Annotated in this window: 18 protein-coding genes and 1 other annotated feature; of the genes, 12 read left to right on the forward strand and 6 right to left on the reverse strand. The window is 45.8% G+C overall.

Going from position 1 to position 21,791, the window contains the following annotated elements:
- Positions 1 to 51: 51 nt before the first annotated feature.
- Complete coding sequence (locus tag ACFQ3J_RS01460) at positions 52 to 378, reverse strand: hypothetical protein (protein WP_244533224.1); 327 nt, start codon at positions 376 to 378, stop codon at positions 52 to 54.
- Between the two features lie 151 nt (positions 379 to 529).
- Between ACFQ3J_RS01460 and ACFQ3J_RS01465 the strand changes: the two genes are divergently transcribed.
- Positions 530 to 1,042: a shikimate kinase gene (locus tag ACFQ3J_RS01465; RefSeq protein ID WP_244533223.1), complete on the forward strand. Its 513-nt coding sequence runs from the start codon at positions 530 to 532 to the stop codon at positions 1,040 to 1,042.
- Between the two features lie 75 nt (positions 1,043 to 1,117).
- On the opposite strand, the gene ACFQ3J_RS01470 is transcribed toward ACFQ3J_RS01465, so the two are convergent.
- Positions 1,118 to 1,426, reverse strand: a complete 309-nt coding sequence (locus ACFQ3J_RS01470) for a rhodanese-like domain-containing protein (RefSeq protein ID WP_251580896.1) — start codon at positions 1,424 to 1,426, stop codon at positions 1,118 to 1,120.
- Positions 1,427 to 1,575: 149 nt separating this feature from the next.
- Here ACFQ3J_RS01470 and aroA point away from each other — a divergent pair, with 149 nt between their 5' ends.
- From aroA to ptsP, 4 genes are all read left to right on the forward strand, one after another.
- A complete protein-coding gene (gene aroA / locus ACFQ3J_RS01475; RefSeq protein ID WP_091158434.1) occupies positions 1,576 to 2,865 on the forward strand; it encodes a 3-phosphoshikimate 1-carboxyvinyltransferase in 1,290 nt (429 codons plus the stop codon).
- 46 nt (positions 2,866 to 2,911) lie between these two features.
- The gene (locus ACFQ3J_RS01480; RefSeq protein WP_251580898.1) at positions 2,912 to 3,337 is read left to right on the forward strand and encodes a CoA-binding protein; all 426 of its coding nucleotides are present in this window, start codon (positions 2,912 to 2,914) and stop codon (positions 3,335 to 3,337) included.
- A 185-nt stretch (positions 3,338 to 3,522) separates the two neighbouring features.
- Positions 3,523 to 5,409, forward strand: coding sequence for a glucose PTS transporter subunit IIA (locus tag ACFQ3J_RS01485; protein ID WP_091158430.1), 1,887 nt, complete (start codon positions 3,523 to 3,525; stop codon positions 5,407 to 5,409).
- A complete protein-coding gene (gene ptsP / locus ACFQ3J_RS01490; protein ID WP_251580900.1) occupies positions 5,406 to 7,148 on the forward strand; it encodes a phosphoenolpyruvate--protein phosphotransferase in 1,743 nt (580 codons plus the stop codon). Before ACFQ3J_RS01485 ends, ptsP begins: the two co-directional genes overlap by 4 nt.
- Before the next feature lie 124 nt (positions 7,149 to 7,272).
- Here ptsP and ACFQ3J_RS01495 read toward each other — a convergent pair whose 3' ends face one another.
- Positions 7,273 to 7,800, reverse strand: a complete 528-nt coding sequence (locus ACFQ3J_RS01495) for a type 1 glutamine amidotransferase domain-containing protein (protein ID WP_091158426.1) — start codon at positions 7,798 to 7,800, stop codon at positions 7,273 to 7,275.
- Positions 7,801 to 8,051: 251 nt separating this feature from the next.
- Here ACFQ3J_RS01495 and ACFQ3J_RS01500 point away from each other — a divergent pair, with 251 nt between their 5' ends.
- The 4 genes from ACFQ3J_RS01500 to ACFQ3J_RS01515 all read left to right on the forward strand — a co-directional run bounded on the left by ACFQ3J_RS01500 (position 8,052) and on the right by ACFQ3J_RS01515 (position 10,850).
- Positions 8,052 to 8,471 carry a hypothetical protein gene (locus ACFQ3J_RS01500; protein WP_139236984.1) on the forward strand — a complete coding sequence of 140 codons (420 nt, stop codon included), beginning with the start codon at positions 8,052 to 8,054 and terminating at the stop codon, positions 8,469 to 8,471.
- A 127-nt stretch (positions 8,472 to 8,598) separates the two neighbouring features.
- Positions 8,599 to 8,946 carry a bacillithiol system redox-active protein YtxJ gene (ytxJ, locus tag ACFQ3J_RS01505; RefSeq protein ID WP_091158422.1) on the forward strand — a complete coding sequence of 116 codons (348 nt, stop codon included), beginning with the start codon at positions 8,599 to 8,601 and terminating at the stop codon, positions 8,944 to 8,946.
- A gap of 93 nt (positions 8,947 to 9,039) precedes the next feature.
- Complete coding sequence (ccpA, locus tag ACFQ3J_RS01510) at positions 9,040 to 10,044, forward strand: catabolite control protein A (RefSeq protein WP_047910927.1); 1,005 nt, start codon at positions 9,040 to 9,042, stop codon at positions 10,042 to 10,044.
- A 110-nt stretch (positions 10,045 to 10,154) separates the two neighbouring features.
- Positions 10,155 to 10,850, forward strand: coding sequence for a 5'-methylthioadenosine/adenosylhomocysteine nucleosidase (locus ACFQ3J_RS01515; RefSeq protein WP_091158421.1), 696 nt, complete (start codon positions 10,155 to 10,157; stop codon positions 10,848 to 10,850).
- 73 nt (positions 10,851 to 10,923) lie between these two features.
- On the opposite strand, the gene ACFQ3J_RS01520 is transcribed toward ACFQ3J_RS01515, so the two are convergent.
- Positions 10,924 to 11,556 carry a GNAT family N-acetyltransferase gene (locus ACFQ3J_RS01520; RefSeq protein WP_251580902.1) on the reverse strand — a complete coding sequence of 211 codons (633 nt, stop codon included), beginning with the start codon at positions 11,554 to 11,556 and terminating at the stop codon, positions 10,924 to 10,926.
- Between the two features lie 284 nt (positions 11,557 to 11,840).
- Between ACFQ3J_RS01520 and acsA the strand changes: the two genes are divergently transcribed.
- Complete coding sequence (gene acsA, locus ACFQ3J_RS01525) at positions 11,841 to 13,565, forward strand: acetate--CoA ligase (RefSeq protein WP_091158417.1); 1,725 nt, start codon at positions 11,841 to 11,843, stop codon at positions 13,563 to 13,565.
- 170 nt (positions 13,566 to 13,735) lie between these two features.
- Here acsA and ACFQ3J_RS01530 read toward each other — a convergent pair whose 3' ends face one another.
- Positions 13,736 to 16,822, reverse strand: a complete 3,087-nt coding sequence (locus ACFQ3J_RS01530) for a transglycosylase domain-containing protein (RefSeq protein WP_251580904.1) — start codon at positions 16,820 to 16,822, stop codon at positions 13,736 to 13,738.
- A gap of 136 nt (positions 16,823 to 16,958) precedes the next feature.
- Positions 16,959 to 17,235: a binding site (T-box leader), on the forward strand.
- 71 nt (positions 17,236 to 17,306) lie between these two features.
- Between ACFQ3J_RS01530 and tyrS the strand changes: the two genes are divergently transcribed.
- On the forward strand, positions 17,307 to 18,557 hold the full coding sequence (gene tyrS, locus ACFQ3J_RS01535) for a tyrosine--tRNA ligase (protein ID WP_251580906.1): 1,251 nt from the start codon (positions 17,307 to 17,309) through the stop codon (positions 18,555 to 18,557).
- 149 nt (positions 18,558 to 18,706) lie between these two features.
- Here tyrS and rpsD read toward each other — a convergent pair whose 3' ends face one another.
- Positions 18,707 to 19,306, reverse strand: coding sequence for a 30S ribosomal protein S4 (gene rpsD / locus ACFQ3J_RS01540; protein WP_091158413.1), 600 nt, complete (start codon positions 19,304 to 19,306; stop codon positions 18,707 to 18,709).
- A 458-nt stretch (positions 19,307 to 19,764) separates the two neighbouring features.
- Between rpsD and ACFQ3J_RS01545 the strand changes: the two genes are divergently transcribed.
- Positions 19,765 to 21,783 carry a sensor domain-containing diguanylate cyclase gene (locus tag ACFQ3J_RS01545; protein WP_251580908.1) on the forward strand — a complete coding sequence of 673 codons (2,019 nt, stop codon included), beginning with the start codon at positions 19,765 to 19,767 and terminating at the stop codon, positions 21,781 to 21,783.
- Positions 21,784 to 21,791 lie beyond the last annotated feature (8 nt).

The raw sequence follows: 21,791 nt of genomic DNA on the forward strand, positions 1-21,791 counted from the left end.
CGTCCGTCCGTCTTGAATCTGTATTGAGTCTGAGCAATTCTGTTATAGAGGCTATTGGCTGTGTTCTTCATAGAGGCCGAACAGTGCTTCCTTAAGGCACTTCCTTAACCTTTCCTGTGTGCAGTGATGGGAAGCATGCCCATCTAACAGCAGCAGGGAAGCTTCACTGAAATATTGGAAGCTCTGGATAAGACGTGGCTTTGGGAGATCTACGAGAAGTGGATCCTCCGAAGCCACTTTTTGTTGTACATAATAAAGCACGAATAGAACGTCATCTCTGCAGATGACATGACCTGTCTGGAAAATTCGAGAAATCCTGCTGGACGAAGGCTTTTTGACAGCTGTTTCGAGGCTTGTTGTAATTTGGATGTTGTTCACACTCCCCACAGGTATGCTATAGACAACTCATTTTTATCATGAGTACGCGAAAGGATGTTCTTTTATGACTTCTTGGCGGATGTTTTTATCTGTGTTATGTTTAAATGAAAAATAGCGACTGATAGTTCTATTAAAGGGGTGGCAGAGGTCTTTGAGCAGGAAAAATGGGAATATCGTCCTTATCGGGATGATGGGAACAGGGAAAACAACAGTGTCCGGTCTGCTGGCGGATAGGCTGGGATATAAGCTTGTTGATATTGATGCTGACATAGAAGCGCAGGAAGGCTGCCCGATTCCGGTGTTGTTTGAACAAAAAGGAGAAGCGTATTTTCGTGAGGTAGAGACAAGTGTATTACTTCGTGTACTTGACCGCTCTTCACAGATTATATCCACAGGCGGTGGCTCAGTGCTGAAGCCGCTTAATTGTGACGCAATGAAGAAGGCTGGGTGGGTGGTTGCACTTACAGCGAGCGCAGAGGCAATTATAAGACGGGTTTCTGCCAATCGTGATCGTCCGTTGTTAGCAGGAAATGTGGAAGCGCGTGTGCATCAGATCATGCAGGAGCGCCAGTCGAAGTATTCTTTTGCAGATATTACAGTTGATACATCAGAGATGGAGCCGGAAGAGGTTGTTCGTCATATTTTAGCGCATTACCGCGTTTAAGCTGTTGTGCTTTTAAGGTCTGTTGTTGTATGATAAGTAAAAAAGGACAGGCTTGAATGCCTGCCCATTAGCTTATTAGCCTTGTTGTTCGTTCCAGGCGATCATTCCGCCTACCAGATTGGTGCATCCGTCGAAGCCTTGCTGAGCCAAATACTCGCAGGCTCTTTCGCTCCGATAGCCGCTGCGGCAGATGAAGATAATTTCGCCCGTATTCTCGATCTCAGAGAGTCGGTCCGGAATTTGGCCGAGAGGAATATGCTTGGCTCCGGAGATCATACCGGCTGCAACCTCTTCCTCTTCACGGACATCAATCATTTGGAGAGCTTCACCGGAATGAAGACGGGATTGCAGCTCAGAAGGTGTAATTTCAGGTACTTGATTCATAAGGTAGAACCTCTCTTCTATGTAATTTAACGATAGGCTAGTTCACGAGTGTACAACAATTCAATGATAACGAAGACAGATGGAGCATGTCAATTTATTGATGGATACCACACCCGATATATTCTGTCATAAAAAGGAGCAATGACACGATGGATGTTCTAGTAAACAATACCCCTTCACTCGCCGGAGAGATTAATGCACTTTCCTCCAAAAATTATACGACCCGGTATTTACTGGTATGTGCGCTTGCAGAAGGAACCAGCACCATTTACTATCCGGCTCACAGTGAGGACAGTGATGCGATGCGCCGCTGTATACAGGAGCTGGGTGCTGAGCTGATTGAGGATGAGGAGAAAATAACGATCACCGGTTTTGGCGCCTCCCCAAGGCAGGCTGCTGAACTTAATGTAGGTAACGCGGGGGCTGTACTAAGGTTTCTTATGGGTATAGCAGCGCTTGGTGAAGAAATTCATTTTGTGAATACATACCCCGAATCACTAGGGAAACGTCCACATCAGGATCTCATTGATGCGCTTGAGCAGCTTGGCGTGGAAGTGGAGCACCAGGATGGAAGACTGCCGATTACGATTCGCGGAGGGAAACCTCAAGGCGGGGCCATACGGGTATCTGGTTCTGTCAGCTCTCAATATTTGAGTGCATTACTGTTCCTGACACCGCTCTTGCCTGAGGACAGTACGATTGAAGTTCTGGGGGATTTGAAGTCCAAAGTAGTCATTGGACAGACACTGGAGGTTCTCGAGCAGGCTGGCATTACAATTCATGCAGATGAGGATTATACGTTCTTCAAAGTGAAGGGCGGACAAAAATACAAGCCTGCTGAATACACGGTGCAAGGTGATTACCCGGGATCAGCCGCCATACTGGCTGCGGCAGCGGTTACGAAGTCTGAGGTTACGGTAACAAGACTGATGGAAGAGAGTAAACAGGGAGAGCGTGCCATTGTTGATGTGCTTCGTATGATGGAGGTTCCACTTACGCATGAGAACAATACGGTCACCATCAAGGGCAACGGCAAATTGAAGGCCGTCGAGTTTGATGGGGATGCTGCAACCGATGCTGTGCTTGCTATGGTTGCCGCTGCTGTATTTGCAGAAGGGACATCCCGCTTCTATAATGTTGAGAATTTAAGATATAAGGAATGTGACCGGATTACAGACTATTTGACTGAACTGGCAAAAGCCGGAGCCAAAGTAGAAGAGAAGCAGGCCGAGATTATTGTGCATGGAAGACCGGAAGGCGTTGAAGGCGGAGTGGAAATCAATGCCCATTATGATCATCGGGTTATTATGGCCTTAACGATTGTTGGGCTTCGCGCAAAGCAGCCGATTCGCATTAAGGATGCTCATCATGTAGCCAAATCCTATCCGGGTTATTTTGACCATTTGCAGACGCTTGGCGCTAATGTAGAATGGGTATAATACGATATATGTATTATTAGTTGTTATGAGAGGAGCGAATGCTCAAATGACTTTTGTTAATCCTTCACGTGAAGAGATCAAAGAAATCTTGGCTTCTGCAGGCAATATCGCTGTCGTTGGCTTGTCTGATAAACCGGACCGAACCTCTTATATGGTGTCGCAGGCGATGCAATCCAGAGGTTATCGAATCATCCCCGTAAATCCTGGAGCAGAAACTATCTTGGGAGAGAAATGCTACCCCGATTTGAAAAGTGTTCCAGAGCCTGTCGATATCGTGAATGTCTTCCGCCGCAGCGAATACTGTGCGGATGTGGCAAGAGAGGCGGCAGAGATCGGTGCCAAGGTATTGTGGCTGCAGTTAGGCATTGTTAATGAAGAAGCTGGGCAAATCGGAGAAGAGCATGGAATGAAGGTTATTATGGACCGCTGCATTAAAGTAGAGGATTCAATTCTTCAATCCAGAACAATATAGTCTAACCCTAAGTAAGGCTGTTTCCACGAAGAAGACTGTGGAGACAGCCTTCTTCATATGCTTAATTCAAACGGAGGAATTCATTTACAATACCTTGCGAGTTATGAATCGATTCAAGTATATTTCTCATTTTGACAAAAAGACGCCTAACGCTTACCATCAATGATAGAAAGGAGAGGATCGCCATGAATTGGCTCGGATCCTTGCAGCAGCTTGGAAGAGCTGTCATGCTTCCGACGATGGTACTGCCTGCAGCGGCGATTCTGCTAAGCTTAGGAAGTCTTCCTTGGGAATCATGGGGATTTGAAAGTGTAAGCGGAATAGCTACCGTCGCAGGACAGAGCCTGTTTTATTTTTTGCCCTATCTGTTTGCTGTCGGTGTTGCGCTCGGACTGTCCAATCAGGCGGGTCAAGCAGGACTTGCAGCGCTTGCAGGCATGATCATTTATGATCAAGTCGTAAGCAATTTTGGTAACGGGGCTGTCCAGCCCGCATCTCTGATCGGAATTATTCTCGGCGCGATCGCCGGGTTTACTCATAACCGTTTCAAAAGCATTAGGCTGCCGGAGATTCTGCAGTTTTTTGGCGGGTCCAGATTTGTTCTACTGATTGTTGGCTTGTTCTCGGCCTTGTTCTCCTGCATTATGCTCGGCTTAGCTCCTCTATTGCAGCAGCTATTGGATTTAATTGCATCCATGGAATACAGCCTTGGCGGTTTCGGGTTGTTCTTGTACGGTATTCTATACCGGGTGCTTGTCGCATTCGGACTGCATCATTTGCTCAATAATGTGTTCTGGTTTCAGCTCGGTTCATACGAGACGCCGGAAGGACAGATCATGACTGGAGATTTGCCGCGGTTTTTTGCTGGGGATCCTTCAGCAGGTTACTTTATGTCGGGATTGTTCCCGATCATGATGTTCGCCATTCCTGCGATTGCATTTGCCATTATTCAGGAAGCACGGGAAGATTTGAAACCCAAGATACATAAGACCTTTATGACATCTGCGCTCGTTTGTTTTCTAACAGGGGTGTCAGAGCAGATCGAGTTTGCCTTTTTATTTGCGGCTCCTTATCTGTTTTTTGTACACGCCGTTCTGTCAGGACTTGCCTTATGGATCAGCTATGTGCTTGAAATCCGGCATGGGTTCTCTTATTCAGCAGGTGTTATTGATTACATACTGAATTTCCATTTGTCTGAAAATGCACTCTTATTGATTCCGATCGGGATCATTTATGGACTGGTATATTACTTTTTATTCCGGTGGGCCATTCGCAGATTCCAGATCCCGACCCCGGGACGAGAGGAAGGCTCAGTGCTTGAGGACTGGGCAGGAAGTATACCTAATCAAGCACCGCTTATTGTCGAGGCGCTTGGAGGGAAGACGAATATTGTTCAGGTGGAGGCATGTATTACACGGCTGCGGCTCACGGTGCATAATGATCGGCTTATTGACAGCAGCGCGATGAAAGCACTCGGTTCGGCCGGTCTCATCAAGCTGGGCGCAGGCAATGTGCAGGTCGTCTTCGGTACCTACTCCGAATTAATTCGTGAAGAAATTGCCAAGCTGCTTGAGCGTGATTTGCCTCAAGTACTGTTCAGCAGTCCGGTGCAAGGGAAGATGCTGCCCATTGAAGAAGTGCCTGACAAAATATTTGCCGGCAAGCTGGTAGGGGACGGAGTCGCTTTTGAGCCGGAGAATGGAGAGCTGCTGTCACCGGTCTACGGGACGATAATGCATTTGTATCCGACCATGCATGCGATTGGTATTCAAACTCCAGAGGGGCTTGAAGTTCTGCTTCATATCGGTATTGATACCTCACAGCTCAAGGGGAATTTTGAAGCTGTCGTCAGTGAAGGAGATACCGTAGAGCCAGGTCAGCTGCTCATTCGCTTTAACTATGCTGCCTTGCTCAAGGAAGCACCGTCTCTCGTCACTCCAATGGTCATTACCAATCCGGATCGGGTGAAGTCATGGAGTTATGCACCGTTTAAGCACGTTAGAAAAGGCCAGGCATCTGTCATGTCAGTCGTACTATATGAAGATAGGAATGTTGGAGGGGTAGAAGCATGATACAAGGCATCTCAGGAGCGGCTGGTGTAGCCATCGGCAAAGCATTTGTTCTTCCAAGTTGGGAGTGGGATTTACCGGATCAGAAGATGGACGCTGTAGACATGGCTCGGGAGTTCGAACGGCTGTACGAGGGGATTAAGACATCCCGTGATGAGATTCAGCATATTAAGCAGGAATTTAATGAAGTGGTTGGTCCTGAAGAATCGAGTATTTTTGACGCTCATTTGGCCATATTAGAAGATCCTGTGTTCATGAACGAGATTCAGGGGATTATTGAGCGGCAATATAAAGCGGCAGAGGTGGCAGTAAAGGAAGCAATTGATCACTTTGTAACGATGTTTGACCTCTTGGATGATGAATATATGAAGGAACGGGCAATGGACATCAAGGATGTAGGAAACCGTCTCTTGAAGCATCTATTGGGTGCTCCAGAGATTACATTGCCTCTTGATACACAGCCTTATATTTTGGTAGCGAACGAGCTGTCTCCATCCCAATTGGCCCACTTGAATCCGAGTTATGTGCTGGGCATCGTGACGCTGATCGGCGGCAAGACCTCACATTCGGCAATTATGGCCAGAGCTCTCGGAATCCCTATGGTATCAGGGCTTGAGAATAGCGTTAATCTTCCGGTTCAAACAGGGGATGTTCTTGTCATTAATGGTGATGAGGGAATTGTGTACGTTAACCCGGATTCTTTTATTATCGAGAAATATACACAAATCCGCGACCAGCAGCTGCGTAAGAAGGAGCAGCTTCAAGTGCTGGCGGAAGTGGATGCTGTAACCAAGGACGGAACACAGCTGAATCTGGCAGCCAACATCAGCTCTGTCAAAGAGCTAGACATGTCGCTTCGATCCGGAGCTAAGGGGGTTGGACTATTCCGTACAGAGTTCTTATATATGGACCGTCATTCATTCCCGAGTGAAGAGGAGCAGTACGAAGTTTACCGGCGTGTAGTTGAGAAGACAGGCGGAAATGCTGTAGTCATACGAACATTGGACATTGGCGGAGATAAACAGCTCGATTACTTCCCTCTTCCGGAAGAAGACAACCCATTCCTTGGGTATCGGGCGATCCGAATCAGCCTGGAGCTTAAGGATCTGTTCAGGACGCAGCTAACGGCCATTTTGCGGGCCAGCGTACATGGCAAGGTTAAAATTATGTATCCTATGATTTCATCACTTGATGAAATTAGGGAAGCGAATCAGATCTTGAATGAAGCAAAGGCAAACCTGTCGAAGCGAGGAATTTCATATGATCCCAACATTGAGGTTGGAATTATGATTGAAGTGCCCGCTGCCGTAGTCATCGCTGATCTGCTTGCCAAAGAGGTGGATTTCTTCAGCATTGGTACAAATGACCTTGTTCAATATGTCCTGGCTGTTGATCGCATGAATGAACAAATTGCACACTTGTATCAGCCGTTTCATCCTTCCGTGTTAAGACTCCTTCGTATGACGGCAGAGGCTGCGCATGCAGCAGGGATCAGTGTCAGTGTTTGCGGAGAACTGGCGGGTGATGAAAGAGCGGTTCCGATCTGGCTGGCGCTGGGCATTCACAATCTGAGCATGTCTCCCCAATCTCTTCTGAGAGTGAAGCACCGTGTGCTTAATACTGAGGCAGCGGAGGCTGTAACGGTAGCGAAGTCTTGTCTAACCATGTCGACCGGCAAAGAAATTGAGGCAGAGCTTGAAAAGTATAAACGGAATTCGACACAAAGCACCTCCCTGTCTTAATATGAGAGACAAGCCCTTGTAACTACATGCAGATACAATACGATCAAGCAGTTACCTATACCAAAAAGAGGATGAATATAAGGCACACTGCCTGAATTCATCCTCTTTGTCGTTCATATGAGTATCAAGACTCATCTGCGAGCAGATCACAGAAGGCCTTTCCATATGGTGGCAAGTCAGGCGGTCTGCGAGCAGATACAATGTTTCCATCAATGACCACAGGCTCATCCTTCCAGATCGCACCCGCATTCTCCATATCATCACGGATTCCTGGTGTCGAAGTGACCGTAACCCCCTGCAATATTTTGGCAGAGATCAATACCCAGCCGGCATGGCAGATTTGACCGATGATCTTGTGATCCTGATGCATTTCCTGAATAAGCTCTATGACCTTAGGGTATCTCCGCAGCTTATCTGGTGCCCATCCGCCGGGAACAAGTATACCGTCGTAGTCCTGACTGTTCAGTTCGCTGAAGCTGTACTCCGCCTTGGCGGGGACACCGTACTTGCCTACATAGGTCTTGTCTTTTACTTCTCCGGCAAGATGAACCTCGGCTCCTTCTTCACGCACCCGATGAACAGGATACCATAATTCCAAATCTTCAAACTCTTCATCCACAAGGGCAATTACTTTTTTGCCTGCTAATCTCATGTGTCGTAACACTCCTTCCTTACCGTATACAGTGACATTGTAACTGAAACGAAGCGTGAAACCAAATCATGCTGTCAGGGGAGAGGAATAAATACATTATGGAAAATAGTACATCCCTCATATGGGAGGATTTATGCTACATTAGTCGAAGTAAAGAAGTTAAAAGATGAGATGAAGTCGAAAAAACGTGAATATTGAGATTGGATCAGATGGGTGGGGTTTGGGTTATGCGTAGATGGTGCAAATGTAAATTGACAATGAACTTAGAGCTCCGAAGCGTAATCTATGCTAAAAGTGTAGAGATCAGAGATGTCCCCGTATTTTCCTGCATGACATGTTCAACCTATGAGGTCCTTAAGCCTGTCAAACCGGATTTGGTTAAACTGATAGGAAGCTTAGTGCCTGGAAGGGAATATGACTCCATTTCCTTTGCAGATTCGAATGAAGTTGCCAAGCTGATTAAAGAAATTTTAGAGCATCATTCTGATATCGACATAGAAGCAATGGGCAAGGAGATTGAACTAGCCAAACAAGAGAGGATCAATCTGCTCTTAGATTTGTATCAATATGCGCTAAACGCCGGCGATGAACATTGGATGAGTGATGTCGAGCGAAGACTTGAACAGCTCTCTCAATTTCGTTGGGAAGAGCACTTTTCAGAGGCAGGCTGATTCTGTCAGTACCAAATCTTATGAAAATTGGCTTTTCGACTCGTTTTTTGTTAATATATTGGGAGTGTAAGTTTTTCTGAAAAGTATGAAAACGAAAGGCTGAAGTGACAAGGGGGATGTATAGGCAATGAAAACGATGACAAGACTGATAAATATAGAACAGCTTGAAGAAGCGGTTACACAATCTTCAGAGAATCCGCTTTTGCTATTTAAACATAGTACTCGTTGTCCCATCAGTGCACATGCATATGAAGAGGTACAAGCCTATCTGGAAGCGGCTCCTAATGAGCAAGTTAATTATTCAATCGTACTGGTCATCGAGGACCGGGCCGTATCTACAGCAGCAGCAGAACGTTTGGGAATTAGGCACGAGTCTCCGCAGACGATCCTTGTGAAAAATGGTCTTCCAGTTTGGCATACTTCGCACTCCGGAATCACTTCAAGAGACCTTAGTTCCGTTTTGAGCTCGACTTAAAGCCTGTTTATTGCATGTCGCAATAATATGTCGTATCATAATTTTTAACATGAAAATGGGAATGAAAATTTATTGCAAATGGAGAGAAGGAATGTGACGGTAACCATTTACGACGTAGCACGTGAAGCCGGAGTATCTATGGCAACGGTTTCGCGGGTTGTGAACAACAACCCCAACGTTAAGCCACAAACGCGTAAAAAAGTATATGAAGCCATAGAAAGACTCGGGTATCGTCCGAATGCAGTAGCAAGGGGGCTTGCTAGTAAGAAGACGACAACAGTCGGCGTAGTTATTCCAGATATCTCGAATTCTATTTTTGCCGAAATTGCTCGGGGAATCGAAGACATCGCAAATATGTACCATTATAACATTATCCTATGTAACGCCGATAAGAAGAAGGAGAAGGAAATTCGTGTTATTAACACCCTTCTTGAAAAACAAGTGGACGGGCTTCTGTTCATGGGCGGTACAGTAACAGATGAGCATATTCAAGCTTTTCAAACAGCGGCAGTGCCGATCGTTCTTTGTGCGACGAGTGATGAGAAGGGGACGTTCCCTTCCGTTGATATTGATCACGAAGCAGCGGCTTTTGATGCGGTAAGCACACTGGTTCGCCACGGTCATCGCGAAATTGCGATGATTAGCGGGACCCTTCAGGACCCGGCGAATGGTTATGCGAGATTCCAGGGCTACAAGCGTGCGCTTGAAACAGCCGGTATCGAGTACCAGGAAGATTTGGTGCGCATTGGCAACTATCGTTACGAGTCTGGTGTGGAAGCGATGAAGTACTTCCTTGGTTTGAAGAAAAAACCAACCGCAATATTCAGTGCAACAGATGAAATGGCGATTGGCGCGATCCACAGTATACAGGATGAAGGACTCAAAGTTCCAGACGACTTCTCGATCATCAGTGTCGATAACATCCGAATGGCTTCCATGGTTCGTCCACAGCTGACAACTGTAGCTCAGCCAATGTACGATCTTGGAGCGGTAGCGATGCGTCTGCTCACCAAGCTGATGAAAAAAGAAAACGTGGAGAACCCACGCGTTATTCTGCCACACGAAACGATTTTGCGTTTGTCAGTCAGCCATGTGTAAAATAGAAACAGCATAAGTTTATCGGTAGAAAGCTCCGTGTTGCGGAGCTTTTTTGCTGAATATATAATGTGCTGATCATATACCGATCCAAAGGAGATGGATGTTAAGTTATGGCGCAAACGATTGGACTCATTGGAGCGATGGATGAAGAGATTGAACTGTTGCTGTCCGATATGGAGAATATCGTACGTACAGATTATGCAGGCATAACGTATACCGAAGGTGATGTCTATGGCAAGCATGTAGTCGTATGCAAATCAGGTGTAGGAAAAGTGAATGCGGCTGTGACTACTCAAATTTTGATCGTGAAGTTTGGAGTGTCTCATATTATTTTTACAGGGGTAGCTGGTGCAGTCCACCCGGATTTGGAGATTGGAGATATCGTCATCTCGACGGCATGTATTCATCACGATATAGATGTTACACCTCTAGGTTACAAGCGGGGAGAAATTCCTTACCAGGAAACGTCGGCTTTTCCAGCAGATGCAGATTTGATCAAACGGGCGGCTGAAGCGTGTGAGAAGTTGTCAGCGAGATATATTCAAGGAATCGTGTTGTCTGGAGACCAGTTTATTGCAAGCAAAGAAATCGTGAGCAGTCTGCGCGATGAGTTCCAAGGGGCGTGTGCAGAGATGGAGGGGGCTGCGGTTGCACAGGTCTGCTTCATGAATAAAGTCCCTTATGTTATTCTACGTGCCATGTCGGATAAGGCAGATGGCTCCGCCCACGTGAATTTCGCCGAATTTACAGTTGAATCCTCACGGAAATCCCATCGTATCGTGGAACACATGCTGGCGTATATGTAACAAGAGATCAGATGATTAAATTATAAAAGACAGGAAGCAGCCCGGGTTTCTCCGGGACCAAGCTCCTGTCTTATTAGTACATATAGCGCTGTTTAAACCGTACATGATCGAATTGTTCTTTGGAGGCAAGGGGGACCTTGCTGCCGATTCTCACCATGAGACAATTGGCAGGATGTGCACAAATTTCAGGGTCATCGGTAGCGTACCAGACCATATCCACCGTTTTCATAAGGCGCTCCATCATTTTACGGTAGTCCCACACGGTTAGTCCGCTTCCTTTCAAATCCCAATGCCAGTAATATTCCGTCGTAAAGACGATATATTCCTCCATCTGTTCATGTTCAAAAGCATGTTGAATAAGTGCACGCCCGATCCCGTAAGAGCGGTAATCATCTGCAACCTCAATCGCTCCTAGCTCAATAAGATCCTTCATATTTCCTTCAGACCAACGTTCCATCTCATCAGGATAATGAAAAGTAACATAGCCGATAATCGTATCTTGCTCTCTGGCAATGACAATTCTTCCTTCCGGAAGCTCAGATATTTGAATGAGTGCCTCTTGCTGCTCATGAGGTCTTCTAAACGCATCAAGATCCGGGTGCATGACTAGATCTTGCAGCAGCGCAGCAGGAACAGGGCCTTCTATAACAATTTCCCTGCTGTTCTTAACAAGTAAGTGAGCGTGGTGATGTTTGGTATGGTTCATTGTTCATCAGTGCTCCTTTTGGAGTGTCATAGCGTGTTCTCTCTACTTATAACAAATATACAAAAAAATGAAAAGGAAATATTAACACAATCGCAAATTATGCTATAATATTCCAGACATATAGTTTTCACATTTTCAGCAACAGCCGCAGTAACTCGGATACGATGGTAAGGTGAATCAAATTCATTATAGGGAGTTATAAATTTGGTTCAGGTAATTACAAATTTGTAAGCGCTAACTAACCTGTACATTGTGAAAATGTAACTGAGGAGGCTCTGAAGGCAATGAGTCATGATCAAAATGAATTTATCGCAACTGTCGTAGATCGTAGTAATCTGGGAGATTACACACAGGCTCGTAAACAATTTAGCTGGGAAGAAGTGAAGAAGCACTTTACGTGGTATGAAACAGGCAAAGTAAATATGGCATATGAAGCCATTGATCGTCACGTGGACGAGGGCAATGGAACACGTACAGCGCTGTTGTACAGTGATGCAGTCAGAGAGGAAGGCTACAGCTTCCTGGATCTTAGCGAAGGCTCCAATCGGTTTGGTAATGTGCTTCGTAAGTACGGAATATCCAAGGGTGATCGGGTCTTTATTTTTATGCCTAGAAGCCCTGAGCTGTACTTGAGTCTGCTTGGAACCTTGAAGGTCGGAGCTATTGTGGGTCCATTATTTGAAGCCTTCATGGAAACGGCAGTGAAGGATCGTCTGCTTGATAGTGAAGCAGTAGCATTGATTACCGTTCCGCAGCTGCTGCCACGCATCAATCGTGACGAACTGCCCCAGCTGAAGCATATCTTTGTTGTAGGCGGCGGAGCACAGGAGGAAGAGGGCTTCATTGACTACGATGCAGAGATGGCAGCAGCTTCAGATGAGCTAGAGCTGGAGTGGCTCAGTCTTGAAGATGGTATGATTCTGCACTATACTTCCGGATCAACTGGCAAGCCCAAAGGGGTCTATCATGTTCACAACGCAATGATTCAGCATTATTATACAGGGAAAGTCGTATTGGATTTACGAGAAGATGATATTTATTGGTGTACCGCGGATCCTGGCTGGGTTACGGGTACTTCCTACGGTATATTTGCTCCTTGGCTCAATGGAGTAACGAATGTGATCAGAGGAGGCAGATTCAGTCCCCAGGACTGGTATCAAACGATTGCCAGCAATAAAGTAACGGTGTGGTACAGTGCTCCTACTGCCTTTCGAATGTTGATGAGTGCAGGAGACGAACTGATTAAGCAGTTTGATCTGTCTACACTGCGTCATGTACTATCCGTAGGAGAACCCCTGAATCCTGAGGTGGTGAGATGGGGAACTAAAGCCTACAATCAGCGAATTCATGATACCTGGTGGATGACAGAGACCGGGGCTCAGCTAATCTGTAACTATCCAGGTATGGTGATTAAGCCAGGTTCAATGGGCAAGCCGCTTCCGGGTATTGAGGCTGCAATCATTAATGACCAAGGGGAGGAGCTTCCTCCGTATTCCATGGGCAATCTGGCGATCAAGACGCCGTGGCCTTCCATGATGAGACAGGTATGGAACAATCAACCCAAATATGAAGAATACTTTCGTATTCCTGGCTGGTATATATCTGGGGATTCAGCTTATAAGGATGAGGACGGTTATTTTTGGTTTCAAGGCAGAATTGATGATGTCATCAACTCGTCAGGCGAACGAATCGGTCCTTTTGAGGTAGAGAGTAAGCTCGTAGAACATCCGGCAGTTGCAGAAGCGGGCGTGATCGGCAAACCGGATCTCGTTCGAGGAGAGATTATTAAGGCCTTTGTCTCCTTACGGGAAGGGTATGAACCTACGCAGGAATTGAAGGACGATATTTACCGTTTTGTAAAAGAAGGCTTGTCAGCTCATGCAGCCCCTCGTGAAATTGAGTTTAAGGATAAATTGCCGAAGACTCGATCAGGGAAGATCATGAGAAGGGTACTTAAAGCGTGGGAGCTTGATTTACCTGCTGGTGATTTGTCTACAATAGAAGATTAATTTTTATTAAGTGAATCAATTTCATAATCCCTTTAGCTGCTTATATCAAGGGTATATATAGTTTCAAATTTACCTATTTAATGATTTGTGAAATTGATTCAAGTGAACATATAAAAAAGCTAACGTAAGTATAGAACTTACGTTAGCTTTTTTTGCTTCTATATCCTATCTTAAGGACTTACTGGAGCTGAAGGAGTGGATTCTCCAGCCTCGTTAACCGCAGTCACTCTGAATGCGCCCTTGGCTTCCGCATTATTGTAAGTGAATGCCGTGAAACCAGCGGTTCCAACATGTTGGAAAGGTTCCTGGCCCGTTTCACTATAGTAAACATTAAATCCAGTTACACCTTCCTGTTCAGCCCATGAGATGACAATGCCTTGTTCTGTAATCTGTGCAGAAACACCGCTAGGCGCTGCAGGAGCACCTGACGCGTCGGTGTTGTTGTTAGTTCCAGCATCACCGTCCTGGCTCTCATTCGGATCAACGACCGTACCTGGAACCTCAATAGGAGTGTCAGGTGTTTCTTCCACTGGAGGTGGAACCTGGCCGTTTCCACCACTGACGATCGCGCTAGGTGCTGATTCTCTGCCAGCTACGTCAACCGCAACAATGTAGAACTGAACGCTGCTGCCGGTATAGCTGCTGAATGAAGTCGGATTGCCTGCAAGCACGACCTTACCCTGATTCTGGAACGGACCACCGTTCATGCTCCGATATAGTCTGTAACCGACGACATCGCCAGCTGCGCTTGGATTAAAGGTGATGACAGCATTTCCGTTGTTCACCGTCATTCTGACATTGCCAGGAGCATCTGGATTCGCTCCATCGTCCTTACGAGGATCAACTTCCTTAGGCATGTCTTCATCGGCATCGTCCGGCATATAGTAGGATAATGGCTCATGCTCGGCCATTACTTTAAATGCTTCCTGCAGCTGTTTAATCAGCTCAGATATTGGACGCTCACGCTTCACAACCGTCTGTTCCTTCAGCATATCTGAAGGTGTTTCGTCTCTAGGAATATAATTCACACCGTTGTAAGTAATGTACTTCGATTTAGCAACTGCATCGTCGCTATCGGTCGGTACATATTTCGTATTGAATATATCCGTTACAAATTTGTCGGTAAGCGAAGTCGGCAGCTTGCCACTGTATGCTGATACCGTCTTGGTTGTAATATTCTCAGGCTTCGTAAAGGTCTTCGTAGGGAACAGGTCTGGCTCAGCCTCGTTTACGTCGTTCAATATTTTAGCCCAGAGTCTGCGGGCCCGTTCTCTTTCAGCACCTTTAGATAGTGTGGATAAAGTCTCTTTATTGTTATAACCCACCCATACGCCGAGAGTCACATCCGGTGTATATCCTTGGAACCATACGTCTGCATAGTTCTGAGTCGTTCCTGTCTTCCCGGCAATTTCAATTTCACCATACTTATTGAAATTGTCTCTAACGAGCTTACCTGTACCGTCTGAAATAACAGTACTTAACATGTCTGTCATCAGATAAGCTGTTTCCTTAGAGAAGACTTCCTTCGGTGCTGCTTCATGGGAGTATACGATGTTTCCCTGATAATCAACAATTTTCTCAATCATGTAGGCATCGTTAAATACACCATTGTTCGCGATCGCACCATAAGCATTGGTCAGCTCTTCTACGGATACACCGTAAGTAAGACCTCCAAGTACACCAGTCGTTGCATTCGTATAGTCCACATCTGTCAAGGTAGTGATGCCAAGACTTTTCGCGAAATCCCAAGCCTTCTCAAGTCCCAGCTTTTCATTGAAAATTTTGAGGGCTGGAATATTAAGAGATTGATTTAACGCGTATCTTGCGGTTACTAGCCCGTTATAATTTCCGTTTGAGTTTTTCGGAATATGATAGCCTTTTTGACCGTCCTTCAAAATGATCGGCGAATCATCAAGAATGGAGGCAGGCTGTATGATTCCTTCTTCAAGCGCCGGGAGATAAGCAGCGATCGGCTTCATGGCCGAGCCTGGCTGTCTCACCATCTGTGTTGCAAAGTTCATATTCTCAACATTAAAATCACGACCTTCGATCATGCCGAGAATTTTTCCAGTTTTGTGATCAATCATCATGGCAGCAGTCTGCTCTAAGCCTTTGCTCTCGTTATACGCTGAGAAGTTGCTGTCATCCTCGGCGATGGCGCGCATCGTCTTGTAGACATTCTTATTAATTGTCGTATAGACGCGATATCCGCCGGTACGAAGCTTCTGCAGCGCTTCCTCTGTCAGCTCGCTGTCTGATTTATCCGGTACTTCTCCTTCAGGATAGAGGACATCAATCAGCGCTTTGGCAGCCTGTCTTTCCGTTTCAAGCATAAGGTAAGGATACGTATTGTATGCCTTGGCTACTCTTGGTGCGAGCGATGACTTCAGATCAAATGCCATAGCTTCATCATGTTCGCTCTGCGTTATCTTGCCCAAAGCAAGCATACGCCCGAGTACACGCTGCTGACGCTCAATCGCATTGTTGAAATTGTCCTCGTTAAACTCCCCTTTTCCGTTAAAAGCGGAGTAGGCGGAAGGAAGCTGAGGAAGGCCTGCCAAATAGGCAGCCTGTGCGATGTTCAAATCATTCAGATCGTTGACATTAAAAATGCCTTTGGCTGCAGCTTTGATTCCGTATACGTTATATCCGCTGGAGCCGTTCCCGAAAGGAACCTTATTTAAATAAGCCGTAATGATTTCATCCTTGGTCAAGAACCGTTCTAAACGCAGGGATAATAAAATTTCTTTCACTTTTCGATCTTCCGTCTTGTCTAGACTCAGGAAGACCCGTCTTGCCAGCTGCTGAGTCAGCGTGCTTCCGCCGGTTTGTACAGGCTCGTTAAGCACCCTCTCTTTGACAGCTCTTAGAGTACCTGTTATGTCTACGCCTTTATGTTCATAAAAAGAGTCATCCTCGATTGAAGTCACTGCATCAAGTACGATTTGAGGAATGTCCTCCAGTTCCACAATACGCCGGTCTTCTTCTGTCCTGAGTTGACCGATTGCTGAACCGTCTGCAAAATAAGCAAAACCCGTCAGTGCATTCTCACTCACCGCTTGTTCGATTGCAGCTCTGGATCGGACAGGCTCGTCTTTAACAATGGATGCTATGTAACCTGTGAGTGCACCGCCGACAAACAGGATACCTACGAAGCCAAGAACGACCATCCATTTCACAAAACTACCTAACCTGCTTAAGAATTTTCTTTTGCGGGAAGGCTGCTCATCAGGTTTTTTATCCTTATCATCAACCATCAAATGTCTTCCTCCTTTTAACAGGCATTATTATAGCATAAAATAACTCTTTTGAATCCCCGCAAATGGTGGCAAGGGTCGGAAATTGACATCACTTCTCGGAATATGTTATATATAAAATCAAAACTTGATACGAAAAAAAGCTGTGAAGGACTCCAGTAGGAGGCGGATAACACATAGTCAGAGAGCCGGTGGGTGGTGTGAACCGGAATGTGCCGCTTGTCGAATTACCGTCCGGAGCTGTCCAGATGAACAGGAATAGCAGGTTGAATTTACCATAAGCTATTGAAGGATTAGTCTGGTACCGGGTTGAAATCCCGTTATGTCAATGAAGTGAAAGTGCCTATCTTTGTAATTATCGAGCAGGTACTTTAATTAGGGTGGTAACGCGAGTGCTCCTTCTCGTCCCTTGGGATGAGAAGGAGCTTTTTTGTGTCCAAATCGATCGAGCAGGATCGAATATATTATAGGAGGTACGTTTAGGATGAAATGGGAAGAATTGAGCAAGACTCAGCAGGAGGAAGTGAACCGTCAGCTGGATGTGATATCAAGAGGAGTATCCGAAATAGTTCCTGAAGAGGATTTGAAGCAGAAGATCATGAAATCGGTTGTCAGCGGGGTACCGCTTCAGGTGAAGCTTGGAATGGATCCGTCCGCACCCGATTTGCATATTGGTCACACTGTAGTGATGCACAAGCTGCGTCAATTTCAGGATCTTGGTCATGAAGTGCAGCTGATCATCGGGGACTTCACAGGCCGAATTGGCGACCCGACAGGTAAATCCGAGACACGGAAGCAATTGAGCGAGGAAGATGTAATTCGCAATGCGGAGACATACAAGAAGCAGCTGTTCAAAATTTTGGATCCGAACAAAACAAAAGTATACAACAACTCCGATTGGCTTGCGCCGATGAACTTCTCTGAAGTCGTTAATCTGGCTGCGAAGGTAACGGTTGCCCGGATGATGGAGCGTGACGATTTCACTAAACGTTTCCAGAGCGGCCAGCCAATCAGTATTCACGAATTTTTCTACCCGTTAATGCAAGGAACGGATTCTGTCGTTCTTAAGAGCGATATTGAGCTCGGCGGTACGGATCAGAAGTTCAATCTCCTGATGGGGCGTACGCTGCAAAAAGAAAATGGAGACGAAGCGCAGGCGACCATCATGCTTCCGCTTCTGGAAGGATTGGATGGCGTCCAGAAAATGAGCAAGAGCCTTGGCAACTACATCGGTATTGACGAGGAGCCGAACGAAATCTACGGTAAATCAATGTCTGTTCCAGACGAGCTTATGCTGAAATACTACACGCTGGCTACAGATCTGAGTACCGAGGATCTGAATGCGCTGGAGCAAGGCATTGCAGACGGAAGTGTTCATCCGCGCGATGCAAAAATGAAGCTTGCCTACACGTTTGTCCGTATGTACCACGGAGAAGAAGCGGCTGAGGCAGCTCAGCAGCACTTTATTACTGTATTTCAGCAGCGTGCATTGCCGGATGATATTGCAGAGGTCGTGATTCCGGCTGAATCGCTGGAGAATGGGAATATACGTCTGATCAGCCTGCTGACTACACTCGGATTTGCCGCTTCTAACGGTGAAGCTAAACGGAGCATTCAACAAGGCGCAGTAAAAATTAATGAAGAAAAATGGGGCGACCCGAACAGTGATTACACTCCGCAAGACGGCGATATTGTTCAGGTTGGTAAACGTAAGTTTGCCAAAATCAAGCTGTAGAGTATTAAGCGATTGGTTATAAGCTGGATTATAAAAAAAGAGTGCCTGCGTCATATTAGCATGACGGGCACTCTTTTTTATGCTTACAGGAACAACTAAAAATCCCTCGAAAGCTTGCTTTCGAGGGATGATTGTTCTCCAGTTAAATATTAACGGTTGTAGAACTCGACGATTTGCTTCTCATCGATATCTTGAGAGAGCTCAGCGCGTTCTGGAAGACGGATGAACTTGCCTTCAAGAGCTGCTTCGTTGTACTCAAGGTAAGATGGAAGATGTGCACGGTTTTCCAAAGCTTCTTTGATAGAGGAAAGACCGCGGCTTCTTTCACGAAGACCGATTACATCGCCAATGCTTACTGCATAAGAAGCGATATCTACTTTTTTACCGTTAACAGTCACATGACCATGAGCTACCAGCTGACGCGCGCCTGCACGAGAGTTGGAGAAACCAAGACGGTAAACAAGGTTGTCAAGACGGCTTTCCAGGAGGAACATGAAGTTCTCACCGGCAATACCTTGCATTTTTTGTGCTTTTGCAAACAAAGTACGGAATTGCTTTTCACCCAAGCCGTACATATGACGCAATTTTTGCTTTTCTTGAAGCTGCATACCGTAGTTGCTGATTTTTCTGCGTTGGTTAGGACCATGTTGACCCGGAGGGAAGTTTCGTTTCAATTCTTTACCAGTTCCGCTCAGGGAAATGCCGAGACGGCGACTCAATTTAAATTTAGGACCAGTGTAACGTGCCATTGTTATAGTAACTCCTTTTATAATAAATTTCATATGATGGGGCTCTATTTGCGCCGCTAATTGTATCGCAAGCCTTGTAAGGCAATACATTCAGATCCAGAAAGTTCAGCCGCTGTCCGGTTCAGTTACAAATAGCTGTGAGGGTGACACAACGTTACGCCCAAATTTAAAGACCATATCGGTCTCATTCAACAATATATATTATATTAAATGTACTAGTGAAGTCAAGAAGATGTGTCAATGAAGCAAAGAAAAAGATTATCTGGAATTTGTCTAAATTTGTCGATAGGGCTTAGGACCTAAAAAAATAGGACGAATTTCTCTTAAACTCCGTGCAAATTGTAATAAAAGAGGGTAAAATAGATTTGTGTTTTAATTAAACAGTCATGTACATTAAAACAATGCTGGTCATCTCGTTGTAGTTTGTGAACTGAAAGGTGCAAAGGAGTGCCGCTTTTATGACAGAACACCTTTATAAATCTGCCTATGAGTTGGAAGATCTCTTGTTGGAGGGACCTGAACGGGGGAAGTATGACCATAACTCTAACGTTCGCCATATAGAACAACACTGGCTGGAATTTTTGGACGTGAACGTATTTGATACTAACCACATCGAACGGATTCTTAAGGATGCTTTTGAGGAATGGTTTAATCATATGATTACGATACCTTCCTTGCAAGGAGCCATTTTTTCTATATGGAGCGGAAGTGGTATATGTCTTGCTGCCCAGGGTGAAGGGGTATCTTTTGTAGAGAAGGCGGCTAAGCAGAAGGTTAATCAAATTTTATCGGAGCCAATGGGGGATTTGGAGCCTTCGGAAGCGGTAATCGAACATAGCTGCTCAGAAGAATCATTTGCTGAAGAATACAGTCTGTTTACCCTTTCTCTGCATTCCCGGAGCGAGCAGAAACAATTAGGGGTGTTATGTATTGCTGTCTCAAAGAAAAGGGTGACAGAGGGATTTGCAGACTTGCTCTTATCCTCCAAGTATCACTATCGATCTTGTTTTTACCGGCGGTTTGAACATCTTTTTCTAGCGGATATGCTTCATATTCACAAGCTGTCTGACAATGAGAACCGGCGCCGATCGATTCTTCTTCAAATTGTGCAGCGGATGCAGGAAAAGATGGATGTGAGAGCAGTACTAGAAGAAGTGTTCGACAGTGTTGCGTTTCTCTTTCCAGCGGTAAATTTGACGCTTTACATGTCCCAGGATGGAGGCATGGATGACCCGAGAGTCAAGCCTCTGTATCTGAATGGAGACAACAGTTCTGTATGTTTTCGTGCCTATACGGAAGAACGGATCATTACCCAGCCTTCCACTCGGCATCAATATGAGATCGGTATCCCATTCAGAGGCAAACAAGGCACTTATGGAGTATTTCATATTGAAGCCAATCAGGAATGGATTGAAGATGTAGATCTGCAGCTGATTACCATGATGGCGGACACGGCAGGGACTGCTTATGAGAACGCCAAGCTGCATGAACAATCCGGCACCCTTATTCAAGAGCTGCGAATGATTGATGAGCTGACCAAACGTCTGAACCAGAGTCTGCAGCTCACGGATATATATGAGTATGCAGTTCACCAGCTGATCCGCATATTTAAAGCCCAATCCTGCTGTATACTTAAGCTGGACCAAGAGGATCAGCGTTTTCATGTGATGTTCTCCAATGTTCCTGCACTTCGGAACGAGACGTTTTCATTATCGGGAATCAGCGGGCAAGTATACAAGAGCGGTGAGCCTTTTATATTATTTAATTATGAGAGCTACAACGGCCCAAGTTCCTTCTTCATGGAGACAACAGGCTCGATGTCGATGATGGCGGTTCCCTTGAGAATCAGTGGGCAGGTGGAAGGCACGGTGCTCGTAGCTCATCAGAAGAAGCAATATTTCTCTTATAACAACTTTCGATTTCTGGACATGCTTGCCGTTCATATTGGACTGGCTGTTACAAATGCAACGCTGCACGCTGAAGTTAAGCGGCTTGCTACTGTTGATGCACTGACAGGATTATACGTCAGACATTATGTCGACCGAATGATAGAGGAACGCCAGAGCACAGACTTTTGCGGCTCCCTTATCGTTATTGATATTGATCAATTCAAACAAGTGAACGACAGCTACGGTCATCAGGTCGGAGATGCCGTTCTCAAGCAGGTAGGAAATATTATTCGAGAGGCGGCTGGACCGAATGATCTCTGTGCGAGATGGGGAGGCGAAGAGATTGCGATCTATTTGCCTCAGGTAAGCAGTGAGCAGGCCAAAATGATGGCAGAAACGATCCGACAGCGGGTTCCGGAATTAACGAACCCTTCCATAACAGTATCCATTGGGATTGGGGAATGGTGCTGGCTTGATGATCAGGTTAGCCTGGAATCACTATTTTATCGTGCGGACATGGCGCTCTATGCAGCCAAAAATGGAGGCCGGAACCGAATCGTAGTGGAGCATAAAATGATGGATCGCTAATGAACATT

Origin of the sequence: Paenibacillus provencensis (assembly GCF_042678545.1) — a bacterium.
GTDB classification, from domain to species: domain Bacteria; phylum Bacillota; class Bacilli; order Paenibacillales; family Paenibacillaceae; genus Paenibacillus; species Paenibacillus provencensis.

Coding starts and splice junctions, on each gene's coding strand:
- ACFQ3J_RS01470 (WP_251580896.1), bottom strand. CDS start 1,426: ATGAATCAAGTACCTGAAATTACACCTTCTGAGCTGCAATCCCGTCTT.
- aroA (WP_091158434.1), top strand. CDS start 1,576: ATGGATGTTCTAGTAAACAATACCCCTTCACTCGCCGGAGAGATTAAT.
- ACFQ3J_RS01480 (WP_251580898.1), top strand. CDS start 2,912: ATGACTTTTGTTAATCCTTCACGTGAAGAGATCAAAGAAATCTTGGCT.
- ACFQ3J_RS01485 (WP_091158430.1), top strand. CDS start 3,523: ATGAATTGGCTCGGATCCTTGCAGCAGCTTGGAAGAGCTGTCATGCTT.
- ptsP (WP_251580900.1), top strand. CDS start 5,406: ATGATACAAGGCATCTCAGGAGCGGCTGGTGTAGCCATCGGCAAAGCA.
- ACFQ3J_RS01495 (WP_091158426.1), bottom strand. CDS start 7,800: ATGAGATTAGCAGGCAAAAAAGTAATTGCCCTTGTGGATGAAGAGTTT.
- ytxJ (WP_091158422.1), top strand. CDS start 8,599: ATGAAAACGATGACAAGACTGATAAATATAGAACAGCTTGAAGAAGCG.
- ACFQ3J_RS01515 (WP_091158421.1), top strand. CDS start 10,155: ATGGCGCAAACGATTGGACTCATTGGAGCGATGGATGAAGAGATTGAA.
- ACFQ3J_RS01520 (WP_251580902.1), bottom strand. CDS start 11,556: ATGAACCATACCAAACATCACCACGCTCACTTACTTGTTAAGAACAGC.
- acsA (WP_091158417.1), top strand. CDS start 11,841: ATGAGTCATGATCAAAATGAATTTATCGCAACTGTCGTAGATCGTAGT.
- ACFQ3J_RS01530 (WP_251580904.1), bottom strand. CDS start 16,822: ATGGTTGATGATAAGGATAAAAAACCTGATGAGCAGCCTTCCCGCAAA.
- tyrS (WP_251580906.1), top strand. CDS start 17,307: ATGAAATGGGAAGAATTGAGCAAGACTCAGCAGGAGGAAGTGAACCGT.
- rpsD (WP_091158413.1), bottom strand. CDS start 19,306: ATGGCACGTTACACTGGTCCTAAATTTAAATTGAGTCGCCGTCTCGGC.
- ACFQ3J_RS01545 (WP_251580908.1), top strand. CDS start 19,765: ATGACAGAACACCTTTATAAATCTGCCTATGAGTTGGAAGATCTCTTG.